Source organism: Pseudomonas sp. TMW22090 (assembly GCF_022496665.1).
Classification (GTDB): Bacteria; Pseudomonadota; Gammaproteobacteria; order Pseudomonadales; family Pseudomonadaceae; genus Aquipseudomonas; species Aquipseudomonas gregormendelii.
Map to the genome: position 1 here is coordinate 507,287 of NZ_SCFH01000001.1, position 16,233 is coordinate 523,519.

Here is a 16,233-nt window from a genome sequence, read left to right on the forward strand (position 1 = left end):
GGGTTTGATCCAGCTTAGGGGGTCGCGCGCTACGCAACACTCCGCGGCTTGCGATTGAACTCGAAAGGCTCACCGCGCCGCCCGGAAGGTGAAGTTGATGCGCTGCTCCCCCAACCGTGGATGCTGGCCGTCCTTGATAGGCAATACCCCGTGATAGCGCAAGCGATCGACACCGCCCCATACCACCACATCGCCATGAAACAGCGGCACCCTCTGGCATTTGTCACCGCGTTCGAATCCACCAAACAGGAAGACCGCCGGCAACCCCAGGGATACCGAGACGATTGGCGCTGCCATGGACGTCTCGTCCTTGTCCTGATGCAATGACATTTTTGCACCGGGGGCATACCGGTTGATCAGGCAGGAGTCGGGGACAAAGCCTGCAAATCCAGCTTCCAGGGCGGCTGCCTGGGCCAGGTGGAGAAACACCTCGGGCATTGGTGGCCAGGGCTTGCCGCTCGATGGATCGTGGCGGGTGTAGTGATAGCCACTGCGGTCGGTGGTCCAGCCCCAGGTACCGCAGCTGCTCAGCGCGGCCGACATGGTGAAGCCCCCTGGGGTCACCATTTGCCGAAAAGGCGCGGCCGCGAGGACAGCATCCAGCTCCGGCAGCGAACGTTCAAGCCAGGGCAGGACGAAACCCCGCAGCACCCAGGATTGCTCGGCAATCTGCTCGCGCTTTGGCGGTTGCTCAGGTTCGTGATCGGCGAACAGGTCCAGGGTGAAAGAGCTCATAGGTGGTCACTCATCGAGACGATGATCAGCGATTCGCAAGATGTCGGCGTTACAGTGCCTTGCTCACGCTGATCTCGCTGATGACATCTTCGCCCTGGCCGTGAATCACGTCCAGCGCGGCCTTGGCTTCTTCGGCAGTGCCGTTTTCAAGCTGGGCGAACTCGAACCGGCGTTCGCCGTTGAGCTTGTATTTGATGACGTACTTGGTCGTCTGGGCCACGGTCATACCTGCAAGTCGGGAGGTGGAAATGCCACTCAGCTCAGTTTCGAGCTGGAGCGGCGGATGATCTTGATCGAGTGCGTGAGGGTCGGCTTGCGGGTCACGCTGATCGCCCGGTTGGTCACCGTGTCGATTGTGATGTTCCAGAAACCGGTGCTCGGTGCGGTAATCCGCGCCGGAAAAGTGTCGAACGCGCCGCCGTGGTACGTGTGGCGACCACCATTCTTGAAGCTGCGGAAGTTGGCGTCGTTCATCAAGCGGATGTTGCAGGTTTGCGAGCATTGAATGACGACGATGTCGTCTTCGTTCAGGTGCTCGCGCTGGTGGATAAATTTCATGAGGCGCCTCCAGAAGGGCTTTTTCTACAAAATCAAAACGATAGCTGGGCAATTGCCGCAGTTTATCAGCCCGAACAGGTTATTATCCGGTCGCCTTGGTCCACTTTGGCAATAAATGCAGAATTTTGGACATCCATCAGCGATTAATGCAGGCAGCCTCGGAGAAAAACAGCATTTGTGCTGTCGGAGGGTCTTTATCGGAGGTTTTATATGAAGTGGGGTGTAGGGTTACTGCCGTTGGCGTTGGTGATCAGTGGTTGCGCAAGTGTCTCGGAGATCAATGAAACGCTGCCGACCATGAGCGTGATCTCCGGCAAGAAACCCCATGAATATGCGCAGTGCCTGACCGAAAAGCTTGCCAGCAGCCGTGGCGCCTTGCAGGTTGAGCCGCACAAGGATGGCGTGCGCGTCATCGTACCGCAGAAGTTTTCCTCGGGGCCGGCCGCCGTATTTGATATCGAGGACCGTTCCAGTGGCAGCAGCATCAAGCTGCACGAGCGCATTTCCAATGTGCCGTTGCGCCCCACGGATGTGCGCGACGCTGCAACTGCCTGCATTTCCGGCTGATAGAATACCGCCGGTCAGCACTGATGCCGCCTCAGCGACGCTTTGGCGGCATTGTCATTTCTGGAGTCGAGCATGAAGCGAGAGCAAGTACGGGAACGTCACGCCGAAGGGAGTATTTCGGCCACCCATGTGATTCAGAATCCGGCGAACTCGGGGGAGTGGATCGTTTTCTTCAAGAAGAGCGCCGGGCGCAGTTACTTTCTGGTGGATGATAACGACGAAGTCGAGTCCTTCAGCCGTCTCGACGATCTGATCGAGACCGTTCGCGGTCTCGGGATCAAGTTTGCGGAAATCCACATGTAGGGCAGGGCGCCTTACTTGCAGACCACCACCACACTGCGGTTTTTGAAGTTGCCGACGTCCACCCCAAGGGTTTTGTCGCTTTCCTTCAACGAAGGTGTGCCGTCGGTGCCGACGATCCGGTAGCCGGTGCCAGCGCAGGAGGCATCGGCTTTTTCATAGCAGGTGGCCCAGGAATTGGCCTCTCCGGAACAGTCGATGGCCAGGCCTTGTTCCCCGTTGTTGAGGTAGGTGGTTTCAGAGGTGGCGCAGCCGCTCAGGGCCAATACTGCAATCAGTGGCAAAAATTTATTCATGTCGTTGTCGTCGTCAGGATGATGGGGCTAAGCCTGTGACAGCGCTGGCATCAAAAGGTTATAGCCAAAGGCCACTTATTACCGTCTTATCTAAAACTGCCCGCAAAAAAAGCCCTGCGCGAGTCAGGGCTTGGGTGCGACAGGTACTGATCAGCGCTTGTCTTTGCCACGTCGGCCAGTGCTGGCGTGTTCCAGCTCCAGTACCGATGCTACCTCAATCGCCATCGCCTCTGTCGGGAAGGCTCCGGCGCCGACATCTTCACCGTTGGCACCCGCTACTCGCCATTCGCCAGGCTTGACTTGCTTGATCTGGTAACCGTTGACTATTTTTGCTTCCGACATGTATCTGCCTCGTTGGCTGGTTCAATTGCGCAATGATAACGCCAAATGCACTCACCGGGTGCTGATGGGCGTATGGTGGTGCGATTGCGCGCCGATTTTCCCCTCGGCGCACGGCGTCCAGCTTTTCTGCTATCTATAGGAGGCGAATTGTTCTGGGGAACTATCCGACAGAATATTTCTCTATGATGGCATCGGTTAGCCAGTGCGGGGCATTGTAAGGTGCCCGCCGCCTGATTAGACTGCGCCGAAACTCGTACACACAGCCCTTACAAGGACTTTTATGATCAAGAAATGCTTGTTCCCAGCAGCCGGTTACGGTACTCGCTTCCTGCCAGCGACTAAAGCCATGCCCAAGGAAATGCTGCCGGTGGTAAACAAGCCACTGATCCAGTACGGCGTTGAAGAAGCCCTGGACGCTGGGTTGACCGAAATCTCCATCGTGACCGGCCGCGGCAAACGCGCGCTGGAAGATCACTTTGACATCAGCTATGAGCTGGAAAACCAGATCAAGGGCACCGACAAGGAAAAATACCTGGTCGGCATCCGCAAGTTGCTCGACAACTGCTCGTTCTCCTACACCCGCCAGACCGAAATGAAAGGCCTGGGCCACGCCATCCTGACCGGCCGTCCGCTCATCGGTGACGAACCCTTCGCCGTGGTCCTGGCGGATGACTTGTGCGTGAACCTTGAAGGCGACGGCGTACTGACCCAGATGGTCAAGCTGTACAAGCAGTTCCGCTGCTCGATCGTGGCCATCCAGGAAGTTGATCCGCAAGAGACTCACAAATACGGCGTAATCGCCGGTGAGATGATCCGCGACGACATCTACCGCGTTCATAGCATGGTTGAAAAGCCAAAACCTGAAGATGCGCCGTCGAACCTGGCGATCATCGGTCGCTACATCCTGACTCCGGACATCTTCGACCTGATCGAACAAACCGAGCCAGGCAAGGGTGGCGAAATCCAGATCACCGACGCCCTGATGAAACAGGCACAAAACGGCTGCGTGATGGCCTACAAGTTCAAAGGCAAGCGTTTCGACTGCGGTGGTGCCGAAGGCTACATCGACGCGACTAACTTCTGCTTCGAGAACTTCTACAAGACTGGCAAGGCTTACTGATAGCCAGGCCTGCTTGTAATGAAAAGCCACCTTCGGGTGGCTTTTTCTTTTTCAGGCCCCAAATAAACGCCCAGCACTTGCCCAGCATGCGTGTGCAGGTATGCTGTTGACCTGCCGAGGAGATTGAAGATGGCCTACGATTTTGACCTTTATGTGATTGGCGCCGGTTCTGGCGGTGTGCGGGCTGCTCGATTTGCTGCCGGTTTTGGCGCGAAAGTGGCCGTGGCCGAGAGTCGCTATCTGGGTGGCACTTGTGTGAACGTCGGCTGCGTGCCGAAAAAGCTGCTGGTCTACGGCGCGCATTTTGCCGAGGACTTCGAGCAGTCGTCCGGTTTCGGCTGGACACTGGGCGAGGCGAAATTTGACTGGGCGACCCTGATTGCCAACAAGGACCGCGAGATCAATCGCCTCAACGGCATCTACCGCAATCTGCTGGTCAACAGCGGTGTGACGTTGCACGAGGGGCATGCCAAGATCGTTGATCCGCATACGGTCGAGATCAATGGCGAGCGTCACACGGCGAAGAATATCCTGATCGCCACCGGCGGCTGGCCGCAGGTTCCGGAAATTCCAGGGCACGAGCATGCCATCAGCTCCAACCAGGCGTTCTTCCTGAAAGAGCTGCCAAAGCGCGTGCTGGTAGTCGGTGGCGGCTACATTGCCGTCGAGTTTGCCGGGATCTTCCACGGCCTGGGCGCCGACACCACCTTGCTGTATCGCGGTGATCTGTTCCTGCGCGGCTTTGACGGCGCGGTGCGCAAGCATTTGCAGGAAGAGCTGACCAAGCGCGGCATGGACCTGCAGTTCAACGCCGACATCGAGCGCATCGACAAGCAGGCCGATGGCAGTCTCAAGGCCACCCTCAAGGACGGTCGTGAGCTGGAAGCCGATTGCATTTTCTACGCCACGGGCCGCCGGCCGATGCTGGATAATCTTGGGCTGGAAAACACGGGCGTCAAGCTCGACCAGAAAGGCTTCGTCGAAGTTGACGAGCAATACCAGACCGCCGAGCCGTCGATCCTGGCGCTGGGTGACGTCATCGGTCGGGTCCAGCTGACGCCTGTCGCGCTGGCTGAGGGCATGGCGGTCGCGCGACGCCTGTTCAAGCCCGAGCAATACCGTCCAGTGGATTACAAAATGATCCCGACCGCGGTGTTCAGCTTGCCGAACATCGGCACTGTTGGCTTGACCGAGGAAGAGGCGCGGGACGCCGGGCATGAAGTGGTGATCTACGAAAGCCGTTTCCGCCCGATGAAGCTGACCTTGACCGAGTGCCAGGAGCGCACCCTGATGAAACTGGTGGTCGACGCGAAGTCCGACAAGGTGCTGGGTTGTCACATGGTCGGCCCCGACGCCGGTGAAATCGTTCAGGGCCTGGCGATCGCGTTGAAGGCTGGTGCGACCAAGCGCGACTTCGACGAAACCATCGGCGTCCATCCGACGGCCGCCGAAGAATTTGTCACCATGCGTACGCCGGTCGATCGTTAATCGGCTGTTGCCGCGTCTGGGGCTGTCGCAACGGCAGCCGCCAGGCGCATGCTTTCATCAAGGCTCGCCCGGGTCTTCTGCAGTTCTGCTTCCAATCCCTTGTTGAGCTGCGACTGCTCTTCAACGCTCTGTTTAAGCGACTGGCTTTCCAGCAACGCCGCGCGCAGGCGTTCCTGGAGGAGGGTGCGCTCGCTGTCGATGCGGTTGACCTGCTCCAGCAACTGATCCTGGCGGTTATGGGTGTGCTTGAGCTGTTCCTGCAACAGGCTCAGCTCGCGCAGCGTGCCACGGTTCTCCGTCAGCAGGCGTTCATTGTCCCGATGCAGCTGCGTGATTTCGTCCTGGCGTATCAAGGCGCTCTGCTGGGCCTGGCGCAGCTCCATCTGAATCTGTTGCACCTGCCCTTCATGGCGGCGCTGCTCCTGCTCACGCTGTTCCTTGACCGCGTTGCGATAGTGCTCCAGCGCGTCGCGGGCGTGCAGGTGCTTTTCTTCCAGAGAGCGAATCTGCTCATCCTTGTCCTGCAAGCGCAATTCGAAATCTGCCAGCGCCTGGTTGAGTCCAGCGTTGCGCGTCTGCTCGGTCTGCAATAACGCGAGCGTGCTCTGCAGCGTGTCCGATTCCTGGGTCAGGGCCAGTGTTTGCACTTCGTATTGCTGTTGCAGCTCGGTGTTGGCTTCCATCGCTTGGGCCAGCTGTGCGTCCAGCGCCTTTTTTTGCTGATCGAACTGCGCGCGAGCCTGGTCAATGGGTTCCTGCGCCTGCTCCTTAAGCCGTTGGGCGAGACGGGCGACCAGCCCGGCGAGCTCGTCGTCGATCGGTTCGCTGGTCGCATCTGCAGGCTCGCCAGCGTCGTCGAGCTCCTTCAAATATCGGTGAATAGTAGTCTTTGAGCCGGTATTGCCCATTTCTATGCGTACAGCGTCAATGCTCGGGTGTTCGCCCCGGGCAAGGATTGCCAGGCGTGCCGTTTGAACCACTGCTTTGTTAATGCCGCCGCGAGCCATGAGCTCTCCTACGATTTCGTACTGTGGTACATACCACAAAAATAAGATTGTACCATGATTAGATAAGCAGAGAAAATCCTTGAATCCTCACATGGGATATATTGGTATTATCCCGTATGATATGCTTTCTCAGGTGTCAGCGGCCCCCAAATCCGTACACAACGCCCTGTAGGAGCGAGCTCGCTCGCGAAAAACTGCAAAGCACCGCTGGCCAATTGCCCCCCCCCCCCCGCGTCATCGTTAACGACCATCGCGAGCAAGCTCGCGTCTACAGAAGGCAAGTTCCATGAGCGGGTTTGATCGTCCAGAAGGCAGGTCGCATGAGCGAGCTTGATCGTTACCTTAATGCCGCCACCCGCGACAACACCCGGCGCAGCTACCGCGCCGCCATCGAGCACTTCGAAGTCAGCTGGGGCGGCTTCCTGCCCGCGACCGCCGACAGCGTCGCGCGCTATCTGGTGGCGCATGCCGGCGTGCTTTCGATCAACACCTTGAAGCTGCGCTTGTCGGCGCTGGCCCAGTGGCACAGCAGCCAGGGGTTTGCCGACCCCACCAAGGCGCCGGTGGTGCGCAAGGTGTTCAAGGGCATCCGCGCACTGCACCCGGCACAGGAAAAGCAGGCCGAGCCGTTACAGCTGCAGCACCTGGAGCGGGTGATTGCCTGGCTTGAACGAGAGGCGCAGATCGCTCAGGCCGAACACGATCAACCGGGCTTGTTGCGCGCCAGGCGCGACACCGCGCTGATCCTCTTGGGATTCTGGCGAGGATTTCGCAGTGACGAGTTATGTCGTGTCCAGATCGAGCACGTCCAGGCCAGCGCCGGTGCCGGAATCAGCCTGTATTTGCCGCGCAGCAAGGGTGACCGTGACAACCTCGGCAAGACCTACCAGACGCCAGCGCTCCAGCGCCTGTGCCCGGTGCAGGCCTATATCGCCTGGATCAGCGCCGCCGCGTTGGTGCGGGGCCCGGTGTTCCGCGGTATCGACCGCTGGGGACATCTGAGCAAGGAGGGCTTGCACCCCAACAGCGTGATTCCTCTATTGCGCCAGGCGTTACAACGCGCAGGCATCGCCGCCGAGCACTACACCAGCCATTCCCTGCGTCGGGGTTTTGCCACTTGGGCCCATCAAAGCGGCTGGGATCTGAAATCGCTGATGAGTTACGTCGGCTGGAAAGACGTGAAATCGGCGATGCGTTACGTCGAGGCCAGTCCGTTCCCCGGCATGACCCGCCTGGTCGAAAAGCCACTGGCGCCCTAGATTCCGTTTTCTTCTATTAATACTGTCGGCTAATAGCGAAAACCAATCAGCAGCATGAGCTTTGCCAATGAGCCATCGAGGGATTGGATAGGTAGGATTCATCTCATCAACTTTTCAACCCCTGACGGAGAGTCATCGATGCCTATCATCAACAGCCAAGTTAAACCGTTCAAAGCTGACGCCTTCAAAAATGGCGACTTCGTAAAAGTCTCGGACGCTGACCTGAAAGGCAAATGGTCGGTCGTATTCTTCTACCCGGCGGACTTCACCTTCGTTTGCCCAACCGAGCTGGAAGACCTGGCCGACAACTACGAAGCGTTCGAGAAGCTGGGCGTTGAAATCTACAGCGTGTCGACCGACACCCACTTTGCCCACGCTGCCTGGCACAACACTTCGCCAGCCATTGGCAAGATCCAGTACACCATGATCGGCGACCCTACCCATGCCATCTCCCGCAACTTCGACGTGCTGATCGAAGACGCTGGCCTGGCTGACCGTGGCACCTTCGTGATCAACCCTGAAGGCCAGATCAAGATCGTTGAACTCAATGATGGCGGCGTTGGCCGCGACGCTTCCGAGCTGCTGCGCAAAATCAAGGCTGCTCAGTACGTTGCTGCTCACCCAGGTCAGGTTTGCCCAGCCAAGTGGAAAGAAGGCGAGGCTACCCTGGCTCCGTCCCTGGACCTGGTCGGCAAGATCTAAGACTGTGAAAGCACTATCAGGGCGGGTTTCCGCACCTCAGTAAGCTGCAACCGCCCACTAAAAACGCCCGGGCGAGACTCGCTCGGGCGTTTTTTTATGCCTGCTTTATATGAATTCGAAAAAAGGAAATCGCCCGTATGTTGGACGCCAATCTTAAAGCCCAGTTGAAGTCATACCTGGAACGGGTCACCCAGCCGATCGAGATCGTTGCTTCCCTCGACGACGGTGCGAAATCCCAGGAAATGCTCGCGTTACTGAAAGACGTTGCCAGTCTTTCCAACCAGATTACCTTGCTCGATAACGGTGACGATGCACGCAAACCATCGTTCTCGATCAATCGCCCAGGTGCCGATATCAGCCTGCGTTTCGCCGGCATCCCGATGGGCCACGAATTCACCTCGTTGGTGCTGGCCTTGCTGCAAGTCGGCGGTCACCCTTCGAAAGCCAGTGTGGAAGTGATCGAACAGATCCGTTCGCTCAAAGGCGAGTTCAGTTTCGAGACCTACTTCTCGCTGTCCTGCCAGAACTGCCCGGACGTGGTCCAGGCGCTGAACCTGATGGCGGTGCTGAACCCGAATATTCGCCACGTGGCGATCGACGGCGCGCTGTTCCAGGCTGAAGTCGATGAGCGTCAGATCATGGCCGTGCCGAGCATCTACCTCAACGGGGTCAACTTCGGTCAGGGCCGCATGGGCCTGGAAGAGATCCTTGCCAAGATCGACACCAGCGGCATCGAACGTCAAGCCGAGAAAATCAGCGGCAAGGAAGCCTTTGACGTGTTGGTCGTCGGCGGTGGCCCGGCCGGTGCGTCGGCCGCGATCTACGCTGCCCGCAAAGGCATTCGCACCGGCGTCGCGGCCGAGCGTTTTGGCGGCCAGGTGCTGGACACCATGGCCATCGAAAACTTCATCTCCGTGCAGGAAACCGAAGGGCCCAAGCTGGCCGTGGCCCTGGAAGAGCACGTCAAGCAATACGACGTCGACATCATGAACCTGCAGCGTGCCGACAAACTGGTGCCGGGCAAGGAGGGTGAGTTGCACCAGATCCACTTCGCCAGCGGCGCCACCTTGAAAGCCAGGACCGTGATCCTGGCGACCGGTGCGCGGTGGCGTGAGATGAACGTCCCTGGCGAACAGCAGTACCGCAACAAAGGCGTGGCGTACTGCCCACACTGCGACGGCCCGCTGTTCAAGGGCAAGCGCGTGGCGGTGATCGGCGGCGGCAACTCGGGCGTCGAAGCGGCCATCGACCTGGCCGGGATCGTGTCCCACGTGACCTTGCTGGAGTTCGACGTACAGTTGCGTGCCGATGCGGTCTTGCAGCGAAAGTTGCACAGTTTGCCGAACGTAACAGTCATCACCAGTGCGCAAACCACCGAGGTGACCGGCGACGGACAAAAGGTTAATGGGCTGCGGTACAAGGATCGCAAGTCAGATGAACTTCGCACCGTCGAGCTGGAAGGTATCTTCGTGCAGATCGGTTTGTTGCCCAACACCGATTGGCTCAAGGGCACCATCGAGTTGTCGCCCCGCGGCGAGATCGTCGTTGATGCTCGCGGTGAGACGTCGATGCCAGGCGTGTTCGCTGCCGGCGACGTGACCACTGTGCCGTACAAGCAGATCGTGATTGCGGTAGGCGAGGGCGCGAAGGCTTCCTTGAGCGCATTCGATCACCTGATCCGCACCTCGGCCCCGGCATAAACGCCGAGGGCTGAAAACACAAAAACCCCATGAGCGATCATGGGGTTTTTGCGTTTTGGACGAGCCAAATGTGGTTTGGTTTACATTGGAGCTGGCTGGATGATTTCGACCCAGTAAGCGTCCGGATCCTTGATGAAGGCCAGGCTTTTCATGCGGCCATCGGTCAGGCGCTTCTGGAAGTCGCAGCCCAGTGCCTCAAAGCGCTCGCAGGCGGCGACGATGTCCGGGACCGAGATGCAGATATGACCAAAACCCCGCGGGTCGGTGTTGCCATTGTGGTAAGCAAACGCCGGATCATTCTCCGTGCCGTGGTTATGGGTCAGTTCCAGGATGCCTGGAATCGACTTCATCCATTCGGTGCGCGCAGCAGCGTCAGCCGGGATCTGGTCTTTGTCGACCAGCGCCAGGAAGTACAGGCTGAATTCCGCCTCCGGAAAATCGCGTTTTTCCACCAGTGAGAAACCGAGGATTCGCGTGTAGAAATCCAGTGACTTGGTGATGTCCTTGACCCGCAGCATGGTGTGGTTGAAGACGAACTTCTGCGTGGCTGTGTCAGGTTGGGCAGTGACACCGGGGAAGGTGTTCAATTCGTGCAGGCTCATGGGCCCTCCGGTCAGTAAATGGGCTATCGAATGGCAGCAATGATACGCAAGGGATCCGACATCACCAAACCCAAAGCGTCCGCTATTGCCTGACGGGCGGGGTGGGCCCAGACTTGCTGACTCAGCCTTTGAGTACGACCTTGCGATGATTCGATTCTGTTTACTGATAAGCCTGCTGTCGGTAATCACCGCCGCCCATGCTGAACCGGCGCTGATCACCTGGCCCAGTGGCTGGGAAGTGGAAGCCGTGCCCCAGGCAGACGCTGCATCGAAAGTGTCGCGCCAACGTGCAGTAAAAAACGATGTGGGCGGTACTCCCGTGCTGGTGATGGAATTGACCATGACCCCAGTGGAACCCGGGCATCAGGTCAATCTGCAGGGCGTGTTGCTGGAGATGCGCAAGTCGCTGCAAAAGGACTTTTTCCAGGGCGGGTATCAAAGTGTTTGCAACAAGATCCACGAAGCACGCTTGAGTAATTTGCAGGCGCTGGAGACAACTTGCACCATTACCCAGAACGGACGGCACGTGCTCTCTCAGACATTGGTCGCGGCCGTGGACGCGGATAACGCCTATGTACTTTCTTACGCCGGACAAGCCGAAGCGTACAAGGCTAGTCAGGACGAGATAGCTGCCGCTCGTAACAGTTTGAAACTTTAGTGGTGACTAAAAATTGGAGTAGGACAGCTCTAAAGAATTAAGCATAAAGTAAGTATCTAACCGTAAAAAAGCTCTGCGTTGGCAGTAACACTGAAAGAGCGAGCTTGCTCGCGAAAAACGTAAACGATAACGCGTAAGGCCTGACTAAGCGCGCTGTCTCTGGGTTCTTCGCGAGCAAGCTCCCTCCTACGAGGATCTTAGCCGCGAAGCCATGACTCGACCGTAGACGCCCCGTACTGTTCCTTCCATGATTTCAGGCCGCGGTGGTTGCCGCCCTTGGTTTCAATCAGTTCACCAGTGTGCGGGTTGTGGTAGGCCTTGACCACGCGAGCGCGCCGGGTTTTCGGCGCAGACGCCACCTGCAGGCCCGATTTTGCCGGGTTCGGATCGAGAATGGCGATCACATCCCGCAGGCTCTTGCCATAGGTTTTCATCAGCCCCTGGAGCTTCTCTTCGAATTCCATTTCCTTCTTGAGTCCGGCGTCGTTCTTCAAGGTTTCCAGCTGCTTGAGCTGCTCTTGAAGGGCCTTTTCAGCTGCACGAAATTCAGCAAGTCTGGACAATATCTTCACTCCAATAGTTGTGTGATTGATGCCAGCCGTAAATAAAGCTATAAGCCAGGCGCTTTGAAGCGTTTCAGTGCTAAGGGCTCGCTGGCGCATCTTTGTGTGAACAGTAAAAAGTGTAGTGGTTAATACGAAAAGAGTAAATCATGACTTTTTTACATTTAACAACTCCACCTGTCGAAGTGTTCACAGGCGGCGTTATTAGTACGTCGTTTGAGTCGATAAGTTAACGCCCTGTTAATGCGTGAATGAACTGCGCGCCCGGCATGGGTCGCGCAAACAGATAACCCTGCAGGAAGCCGACCCCACGTGCAGTCAGATAATCACTCTGCTCTTCGGTTTCCACACCTTCTGCAACGATGTCCAGATTCAGCTTTACCGAGAGCTCGATGATGCTGTCGAGGATGTGCCGGGACAACACGTCGGCGCCGATCATCGCGACGAAACTTTGATCGATCTTGAGGAAATCTACGTTGAACTGGCGCAGGTAGCCGAGGCTTGAATGGCCGGTACCGAAGTCATCGATGGCGATCTTCACCCCCAGTTCATGCAGTTGTTCGAACAGCCTGTGAGTGTTATCAGTGGGCTCGATCAGTTCTCGCTCCGTCAGTTCCAGCACCAGGCAGACTGAGCCCTGGGTGAAATGGCTAAGGAATGTGCGGCAATCGTTGATCAGTTGCAGGTCCCTGCAGTGACGGGCGGTGATGTTGACGCTGATGCGCAAGGGTTGCTCGAATGAGCTGGCGATGGGCGCCAGCAGTTCGGCGGTTTGCTGCATCAGCGAGCGGGTCATGGGCACGATCAGCCCGGAGTGCTCGGCAAAGGGGATGAACAGGTCCGGCCGCACCAGGCCTTCTTTCGGATGGTTCCAGCGCATCAGCACTTCGGCGCCAGACCACTGTTTACTGTCCCCCGACACGACCGGCTGGAAGTACGGAACAAACTCCCTGGCTTCCAGCGCCCGTTGCATCTCGACACTTGGCGACGTCGAGCGCTTCTGCAGGATGTGCCCGATCAGCCCGGACATCACGCCGAAAAATATCAGCAGGCTGAACAGCGGAGGGTACTCGCTGCTGATGTAGCGCCAGGTCTCGCCTTCGGGGAAACCGGCAGTCACATGAAAGGCATAACGCTGCGAGTCCAGGGTGATTTGCGCCACGGGCAGGACGGGCAGGGGGCCTTCGTGGATCTGCCCGTCGGCATCCAGCCAGTCCGCACCTACTTGCAACAAAATGATGGTCTTGCGCCCGATCAGGCGCAGGATATTGCTCAGGTGGTAACCGTCCAGGGTGCTCATCGCCCCCTGTTTACCTTTGCTGAGTCGATACACCAGCAAAGCGGTGTCAGGCGTCACCCGGTTGCCCTTCATCAGCAGTAGCTGCCCGTGGCTATAATCACCCGGTGCTATTTTTTCGTGGGTTTCACCGAACAGCGAGCTGCAATAAATGGTGTCGTCCCACAACAGGTTTGTCGCGCGCACAAAGGGGCGGCGTGTGACTTGTTCGCGCAGGGCAAGATTGACGTCTACACAGGGTTGCCCCGCCAGCGGCAGCAGGTTTTCTGCGGCCTGGGCGGTGTTTTCGAGCATCAGGTCGAACTGGAGGACGGCTTCTTCGGCGGTCAGGCGCGAACCCTGTTCCAGAGCGCGCTGCGCTTGCAGGTAAAGAATGACGCCACCCAGCACGATGGGCAGCAGTGCGCTGAGCAGGGTCACGACAATCCGGGAGCTGCGTTTGCGGCGGGTCTTGGCGCTTAATGGCATTTTTTGTAAGCCCGGGTGACGGGATAGGGCTGTCAACGGCTGGCAGGACCATCACAGGCCCACCAAAAGAGGCAGGCAGCGGCCATGATAGTCGGCCTTTTGCCAGTCTGCCCGGGCCGATGCCCCCTTGCACAGCGGCGTTGAACAGGGATTTGATACACAGGGCGGACAAATATGGTTACGCTGTGTAGAATCGGGTTACGCATACAAGAATAATCGTCTTCTGGCAGCAGAAGCCTCGCCCGTCTTAGCCTTGGGTCGACAATGAAGATATTTGGGTTTCAACTGATCTATGGTGACTTCCTCGCGCGCAGCGTGAGAGGTATCTCCTGCGCGCCGCCCGCCGACCTCAGCATCGCCAGCAACTGACATTTGTTAATTCTGAAAAGCATGATGAGGCGCCGACCATGGCAGATTTATACGAAAACCCAATGGGCCTGATGGGCTTTGAATTCATCGAATTCGCATCGCCGACCCCAAACACCCTGGAGCCGATCTTTGAGATCATGGGCTTCACCAAGGTGGCGACCCACCGTTCCAAGGACGTGCACCTGTATCGCCAGGGCGCAATCAACCTGATCCTCAACAATGAACCCAACAGCGTAGCCTCGTACTTTGCGGCCGAACACGGCCCGTCGGTGTGCGGCATGGCGTTTCGCGTCAAGGATTCGCAGAAGGCCTACAAGCGCGCCCTGGAACTTGGCGCCCAGCCGATCCACATCGAGACCGGCCCGATGGAGCTGCACCTGCCGGCCATCAAAGGTATCGGCGGCGCGCCGCTGTACCTGATCGACCGTTTCGGCGAGGGCAGTTCGATCTACGACATCGACTTCGTGTTCATCGAAGGCGTGGACCGTAATCCAGAAGGCGCGGGCCTGAAGATCATCGATCACCTGACCCACAACGTGTATCGCGGCCGCATGGCGTACTGGGCGAATTTCTACGAGAAGCTGTTCAACTTCCGCGAGATTCGCTACTTCGATATCAAGGGTGAATACACTGGCCTGACCTCCAAGGCCATGACCGCACCGGACGGCATGATCCGCATTCCGTTGAACGAAGAGTCGTCCAAGGGCGCCGGGCAGATCGAAGAATTCCTGATGCAGTTCAACGGCGAAGGCATCCAGCACGTGGCCTTCCTCAGCGACAACCTGATCGACACCTGGGACCGCCTGAAGAAGATTGGCATGCGCTTCATGACCGCGCCGCCTGAAACTTATTACGAGATGCTGGAAGGCCGTCTGCCGAACCATGGCGAGCCGGTTAATGAACTGCAAATGCGCGGGATCCTGCTCGATGGTTCGTCGGAGTCCGGCGACAAGCGCCTGCTGCTGCAGATCTTCTCGGAAACCCTGATGGGTCCGGTGTTCTTCGAATTCATCCAGCGTAAAGGCGATGATGGGTTTGGCGAGGGTAACTTCAAAGCGCTGTTCGAATCGATCGAGCGTGATCAGGTTCGTCGTGGCGTGCTGTCCACTGACTGATTTGGTTCAGGACAAGAGATCGCTGCCGAAGGCTGCGATCTTTTGCTTTCAAGGCCGCCGCTGCCGCATCAAATGCTTGAACCCCTCAAACATCAACACCACCACTGCCAGCCAGATCGGTATGTAGGTCAGCCATTCCCCCTCCTTGATGCTTTCCCCCAGCAGCAACGCCACCCCCAGCAACAGCACCGGCTCAACATAACTGAGCAGCCCGAACAAGCTGAACGGCAACAACCGGCTGGCGATGATGTAAACCACCAGCGCCGACGCGCTGATAACCCCAAGCAGCGGAATCAGCAGCGACAACCACGGGTACTGATCAAACACCGCAAAGCCCTGATCGCCACTCTGCACAAACCAGAATGCCACCGGCAGGGTCAACGCCATGTCCAGCCACAGGCCGCCCAGGTTGTCTGATTTCAAGCGCTTGCGCAGGACAAAAAATGTCGGATAACCAACGCACACGAGCAGGGTCGCCCAGGAAAAACCACCCACCTGGTACAGCTCGTTGATGACCCCGAGGCAGGCGAACACCACCGCGACTTTTTGCAGATAGGACAGGCGTTCGCCAAAGGCGATTCTTCCAGTGAGCACCATGGTCAGCGGCAACAGGAAGTACCCCAGCGAAACATCAAGGCTGTAGCCGTTGAGCGGCGCCCACATGAACAGCCACAGCTGCACGCCGAGCAGGGCAGAGGAGGCGACCAGGCCGGCAATAAGTTTCGGCTTGGCGATAAGTCGTCGCACCAGCTCGACCACCCGCTTCCACTCCCCGGACACCACCATGTACACAGTCATGCACGGTACGGTCAGCAGCATCCGCCAGCCAAAAATCTCCACGCCGCTCAAGGGGGTGAGCAGCGAGGTGTAGTAATACATGACGGCAAACAGCACCGAGGCCGTGACCGATAGAGCGATACCTTTAGACAACGTGTCCTCGCGGCAGTGAAGGTGTAACGGGGTATGAAGGATACGTGGTTTTCAGGATTTCTGTTGCCTGCCCCGATCGTCGATTTCACCACGGTACTGGCGCGTAGCGCGATTTGAGATAGGGTTGACTCAGGAACTCGCGCGATTGGAGAAATAC

19 protein-coding genes are annotated in these 16,233 nt (G+C 57.8%); 9 read left to right on the forward strand and 10 right to left on the reverse strand.

Features of this window, described 5'->3' with window-relative positions:
- Positions 1–69: 69 nt before the first annotated feature.
- From alkB to EQV97_RS02390, 3 genes are read right to left on the reverse strand one after another with little or no spacing between them, the layout of a single operon-like run.
- Entirely contained in the window at positions 70–735 is a 666-nt protein-coding gene (alkB, locus tag EQV97_RS02380) for a DNA oxidative demethylase AlkB (protein ID WP_240888304.1), read from the reverse strand.
- A 49-nt stretch (positions 736–784) separates the two neighbouring features.
- A complete protein-coding gene (locus EQV97_RS02385) occupies positions 785–955 on the reverse strand; it encodes a hypothetical protein (RefSeq protein ID WP_163019503.1) in 171 nt (56 codons plus the stop codon).
- 35 nt (positions 956–990) lie between these two features.
- Positions 991–1,293 (reverse strand): DUF1883 domain-containing protein, encoded by a 303-nt coding sequence (locus tag EQV97_RS02390; protein ID WP_045058306.1) that lies wholly within the window; start codon positions 1,291–1,293, stop codon positions 991–993.
- 210 nt (positions 1,294–1,503) lie between these two features.
- On the opposite strand from EQV97_RS02390, the gene EQV97_RS02395 reads away from it, so the two are divergent.
- On the forward strand, positions 1,504–1,860 hold the full coding sequence (locus tag EQV97_RS02395; RefSeq protein ID WP_122840607.1) for a hypothetical protein: 357 nt from the start codon (positions 1,504–1,506) through the stop codon (positions 1,858–1,860).
- 72 nt (positions 1,861–1,932) lie between these two features.
- Positions 1,933–2,163, forward strand: a complete 231-nt coding sequence (locus EQV97_RS02400; protein ID WP_045058308.1) for a hypothetical protein — start codon at positions 1,933–1,935, stop codon at positions 2,161–2,163.
- A gap of 11 nt (positions 2,164–2,174) precedes the next feature.
- Here EQV97_RS02400 and EQV97_RS02405 read toward each other — a convergent pair whose 3' ends face one another.
- Positions 2,175–2,456 (reverse strand): lipoprotein, encoded by a 282-nt coding sequence (locus EQV97_RS02405; RefSeq protein WP_045058309.1) that lies wholly within the window; start codon positions 2,454–2,456, stop codon positions 2,175–2,177.
- Positions 2,457–2,606: 150 nt separating this feature from the next.
- Positions 2,607–2,798 (reverse strand): hypothetical protein, encoded by a 192-nt coding sequence (locus tag EQV97_RS02410; protein ID WP_045058310.1) that lies wholly within the window; start codon positions 2,796–2,798, stop codon positions 2,607–2,609.
- A 280-nt stretch (positions 2,799–3,078) separates the two neighbouring features.
- On the opposite strand from EQV97_RS02410, the gene galU reads away from it, so the two are divergent.
- Together galU and gorA are read left to right on the forward strand one after the other, a co-directional pair.
- Positions 3,079–3,918: a UTP--glucose-1-phosphate uridylyltransferase GalU gene (galU, locus tag EQV97_RS02415; RefSeq protein WP_010460715.1), complete on the forward strand. Its 840-nt coding sequence runs from the start codon at positions 3,079–3,081 to the stop codon at positions 3,916–3,918.
- Between the two features lie 129 nt (positions 3,919–4,047).
- Positions 4,048–5,406: a glutathione-disulfide reductase gene (gene gorA, locus EQV97_RS02420; RefSeq protein ID WP_225570039.1), complete on the forward strand. Its 1,359-nt coding sequence runs from the start codon at positions 4,048–4,050 to the stop codon at positions 5,404–5,406.
- On the opposite strand, the gene EQV97_RS02425 is transcribed toward gorA, so the two are convergent.
- A complete protein-coding gene (locus tag EQV97_RS02425) occupies positions 5,403–6,413 on the reverse strand; it encodes a DNA-binding protein (protein ID WP_240888305.1) in 1,011 nt (336 codons plus the stop codon). The two genes, gorA and EQV97_RS02425, sit on opposite strands and share 4 nt — an antisense overlap.
- Before the next feature lie 320 nt (positions 6,414–6,733).
- Between EQV97_RS02425 and EQV97_RS02430 the strand changes: the two genes are divergently transcribed.
- From EQV97_RS02430 to ahpF, 3 genes are all read left to right on the forward strand, one after another.
- Positions 6,734–7,672 carry a site-specific integrase gene (locus EQV97_RS02430; protein ID WP_240888306.1) on the forward strand — a complete coding sequence of 313 codons (939 nt, stop codon included), beginning with the start codon at positions 6,734–6,736 and terminating at the stop codon, positions 7,670–7,672.
- Between the two features lie 138 nt (positions 7,673–7,810).
- Positions 7,811–8,374 carry an alkyl hydroperoxide reductase subunit C gene (gene ahpC, locus EQV97_RS02435; protein ID WP_240888307.1) on the forward strand — a complete coding sequence of 188 codons (564 nt, stop codon included), beginning with the start codon at positions 7,811–7,813 and terminating at the stop codon, positions 8,372–8,374.
- A 137-nt stretch (positions 8,375–8,511) separates the two neighbouring features.
- Entirely contained in the window at positions 8,512–10,074 is a 1,563-nt protein-coding gene (ahpF, locus tag EQV97_RS02440) for an alkyl hydroperoxide reductase subunit F (RefSeq protein WP_122840603.1), read from the forward strand.
- A gap of 80 nt (positions 10,075–10,154) precedes the next feature.
- Here the strand turns inward: ahpF and gloA are convergent, their stop codons facing one another.
- Positions 10,155–10,676 (reverse strand): lactoylglutathione lyase, encoded by a 522-nt coding sequence (gene gloA / locus EQV97_RS02445; protein WP_225570042.1) that lies wholly within the window; start codon positions 10,674–10,676, stop codon positions 10,155–10,157.
- Between the two features lie 145 nt (positions 10,677–10,821).
- Here gloA and EQV97_RS02450 point away from each other — a divergent pair, with 145 nt between their 5' ends.
- Positions 10,822–11,334, forward strand: coding sequence for a DUF4946 domain-containing protein (locus EQV97_RS02450; RefSeq protein WP_122840601.1), 513 nt, complete (start codon positions 10,822–10,824; stop codon positions 11,332–11,334).
- Between the two features lie 197 nt (positions 11,335–11,531).
- On the opposite strand, the gene EQV97_RS02455 is transcribed toward EQV97_RS02450, so the two are convergent.
- Positions 11,532–11,897: a histone-like nucleoid-structuring protein, MvaT/MvaU family gene (locus EQV97_RS02455; protein WP_240888308.1), complete on the reverse strand. Its 366-nt coding sequence runs from the start codon at positions 11,895–11,897 to the stop codon at positions 11,532–11,534.
- A 229-nt stretch (positions 11,898–12,126) separates the two neighbouring features.
- Complete coding sequence (locus EQV97_RS02460) at positions 12,127–13,662, reverse strand: EAL domain-containing protein (RefSeq protein WP_240888309.1); 1,536 nt, start codon at positions 13,660–13,662, stop codon at positions 12,127–12,129.
- A gap of 407 nt (positions 13,663–14,069) precedes the next feature.
- On the opposite strand from EQV97_RS02460, the gene hppD reads away from it, so the two are divergent.
- Positions 14,070–15,146, forward strand: coding sequence for a 4-hydroxyphenylpyruvate dioxygenase (gene hppD / locus EQV97_RS02465; protein ID WP_122840599.1), 1,077 nt, complete (start codon positions 14,070–14,072; stop codon positions 15,144–15,146).
- Positions 15,147–15,194: 48 nt separating this feature from the next.
- On the opposite strand, the gene rarD is transcribed toward hppD, so the two are convergent.
- The gene (gene rarD, locus EQV97_RS02470) at positions 15,195–16,076 is read right to left on the reverse strand and encodes an EamA family transporter RarD (RefSeq protein ID WP_045058321.1); all 882 of its coding nucleotides are present in this window, start codon (positions 16,074–16,076) and stop codon (positions 15,195–15,197) included.
- Between the last annotated feature and the right edge of the window lie 157 nt (positions 16,077–16,233).

What these genes read in the sequence shown, in the direction of transcription:
- EQV97_RS02410 (WP_045058310.1), bottom strand. Translation starts at nt 2,798, where the DNA reads ATGTCGGAAGCAAAAATAGTCAACGGTTACCAGATCAAGCAAGTCAAG.
- EQV97_RS02400 (WP_045058308.1), top strand. Translation starts at nt 1,933, where the DNA reads ATGAAGCGAGAGCAAGTACGGGAACGTCACGCCGAAGGGAGTATTTCG.
- gorA (WP_225570039.1), top strand. Translation starts at nt 4,048, where the DNA reads ATGGCCTACGATTTTGACCTTTATGTGATTGGCGCCGGTTCTGGCGGT.
- EQV97_RS02430 (WP_240888306.1), top strand. Translation starts at nt 6,734, where the DNA reads ATGAGCGAGCTTGATCGTTACCTTAATGCCGCCACCCGCGACAACACC.
- EQV97_RS02395 (WP_122840607.1), top strand. Translation starts at nt 1,504, where the DNA reads ATGAAGTGGGGTGTAGGGTTACTGCCGTTGGCGTTGGTGATCAGTGGT.
- hppD (WP_122840599.1), top strand. Translation starts at nt 14,070, where the DNA reads ATGGCAGATTTATACGAAAACCCAATGGGCCTGATGGGCTTTGAATTC.
- EQV97_RS02390 (WP_045058306.1), bottom strand. Translation starts at nt 1,293, where the DNA reads ATGAAATTTATCCACCAGCGCGAGCACCTGAACGAAGACGACATCGTC.
- gloA (WP_225570042.1), bottom strand. Translation starts at nt 10,676, where the DNA reads ATGAGCCTGCACGAATTGAACACCTTCCCCGGTGTCACTGCCCAACCT.
- EQV97_RS02450 (WP_122840601.1), top strand. Translation starts at nt 10,822, where the DNA reads ATGATTCGATTCTGTTTACTGATAAGCCTGCTGTCGGTAATCACCGCC.
- alkB (WP_240888304.1), bottom strand. Translation starts at nt 735, where the DNA reads ATGAGCTCTTTCACCCTGGACCTGTTCGCCGATCACGAACCTGAGCAA.
- ahpC (WP_240888307.1), top strand. Translation starts at nt 7,811, where the DNA reads ATGCCTATCATCAACAGCCAAGTTAAACCGTTCAAAGCTGACGCCTTC.
- EQV97_RS02425 (WP_240888305.1), bottom strand. Translation starts at nt 6,413, where the DNA reads ATGGCTCGCGGCGGCATTAACAAAGCAGTGGTTCAAACGGCACGCCTG.
- EQV97_RS02405 (WP_045058309.1), bottom strand. Translation starts at nt 2,456, where the DNA reads ATGAATAAATTTTTGCCACTGATTGCAGTATTGGCCCTGAGCGGCTGC.
- EQV97_RS02460 (WP_240888309.1), bottom strand. Translation starts at nt 13,662, where the DNA reads ATGCCATTAAGCGCCAAGACCCGCCGCAAACGCAGCTCCCGGATTGTC.
- galU (WP_010460715.1), top strand. Translation starts at nt 3,079, where the DNA reads ATGATCAAGAAATGCTTGTTCCCAGCAGCCGGTTACGGTACTCGCTTC.
- ahpF (WP_122840603.1), top strand. Translation starts at nt 8,512, where the DNA reads ATGTTGGACGCCAATCTTAAAGCCCAGTTGAAGTCATACCTGGAACGG.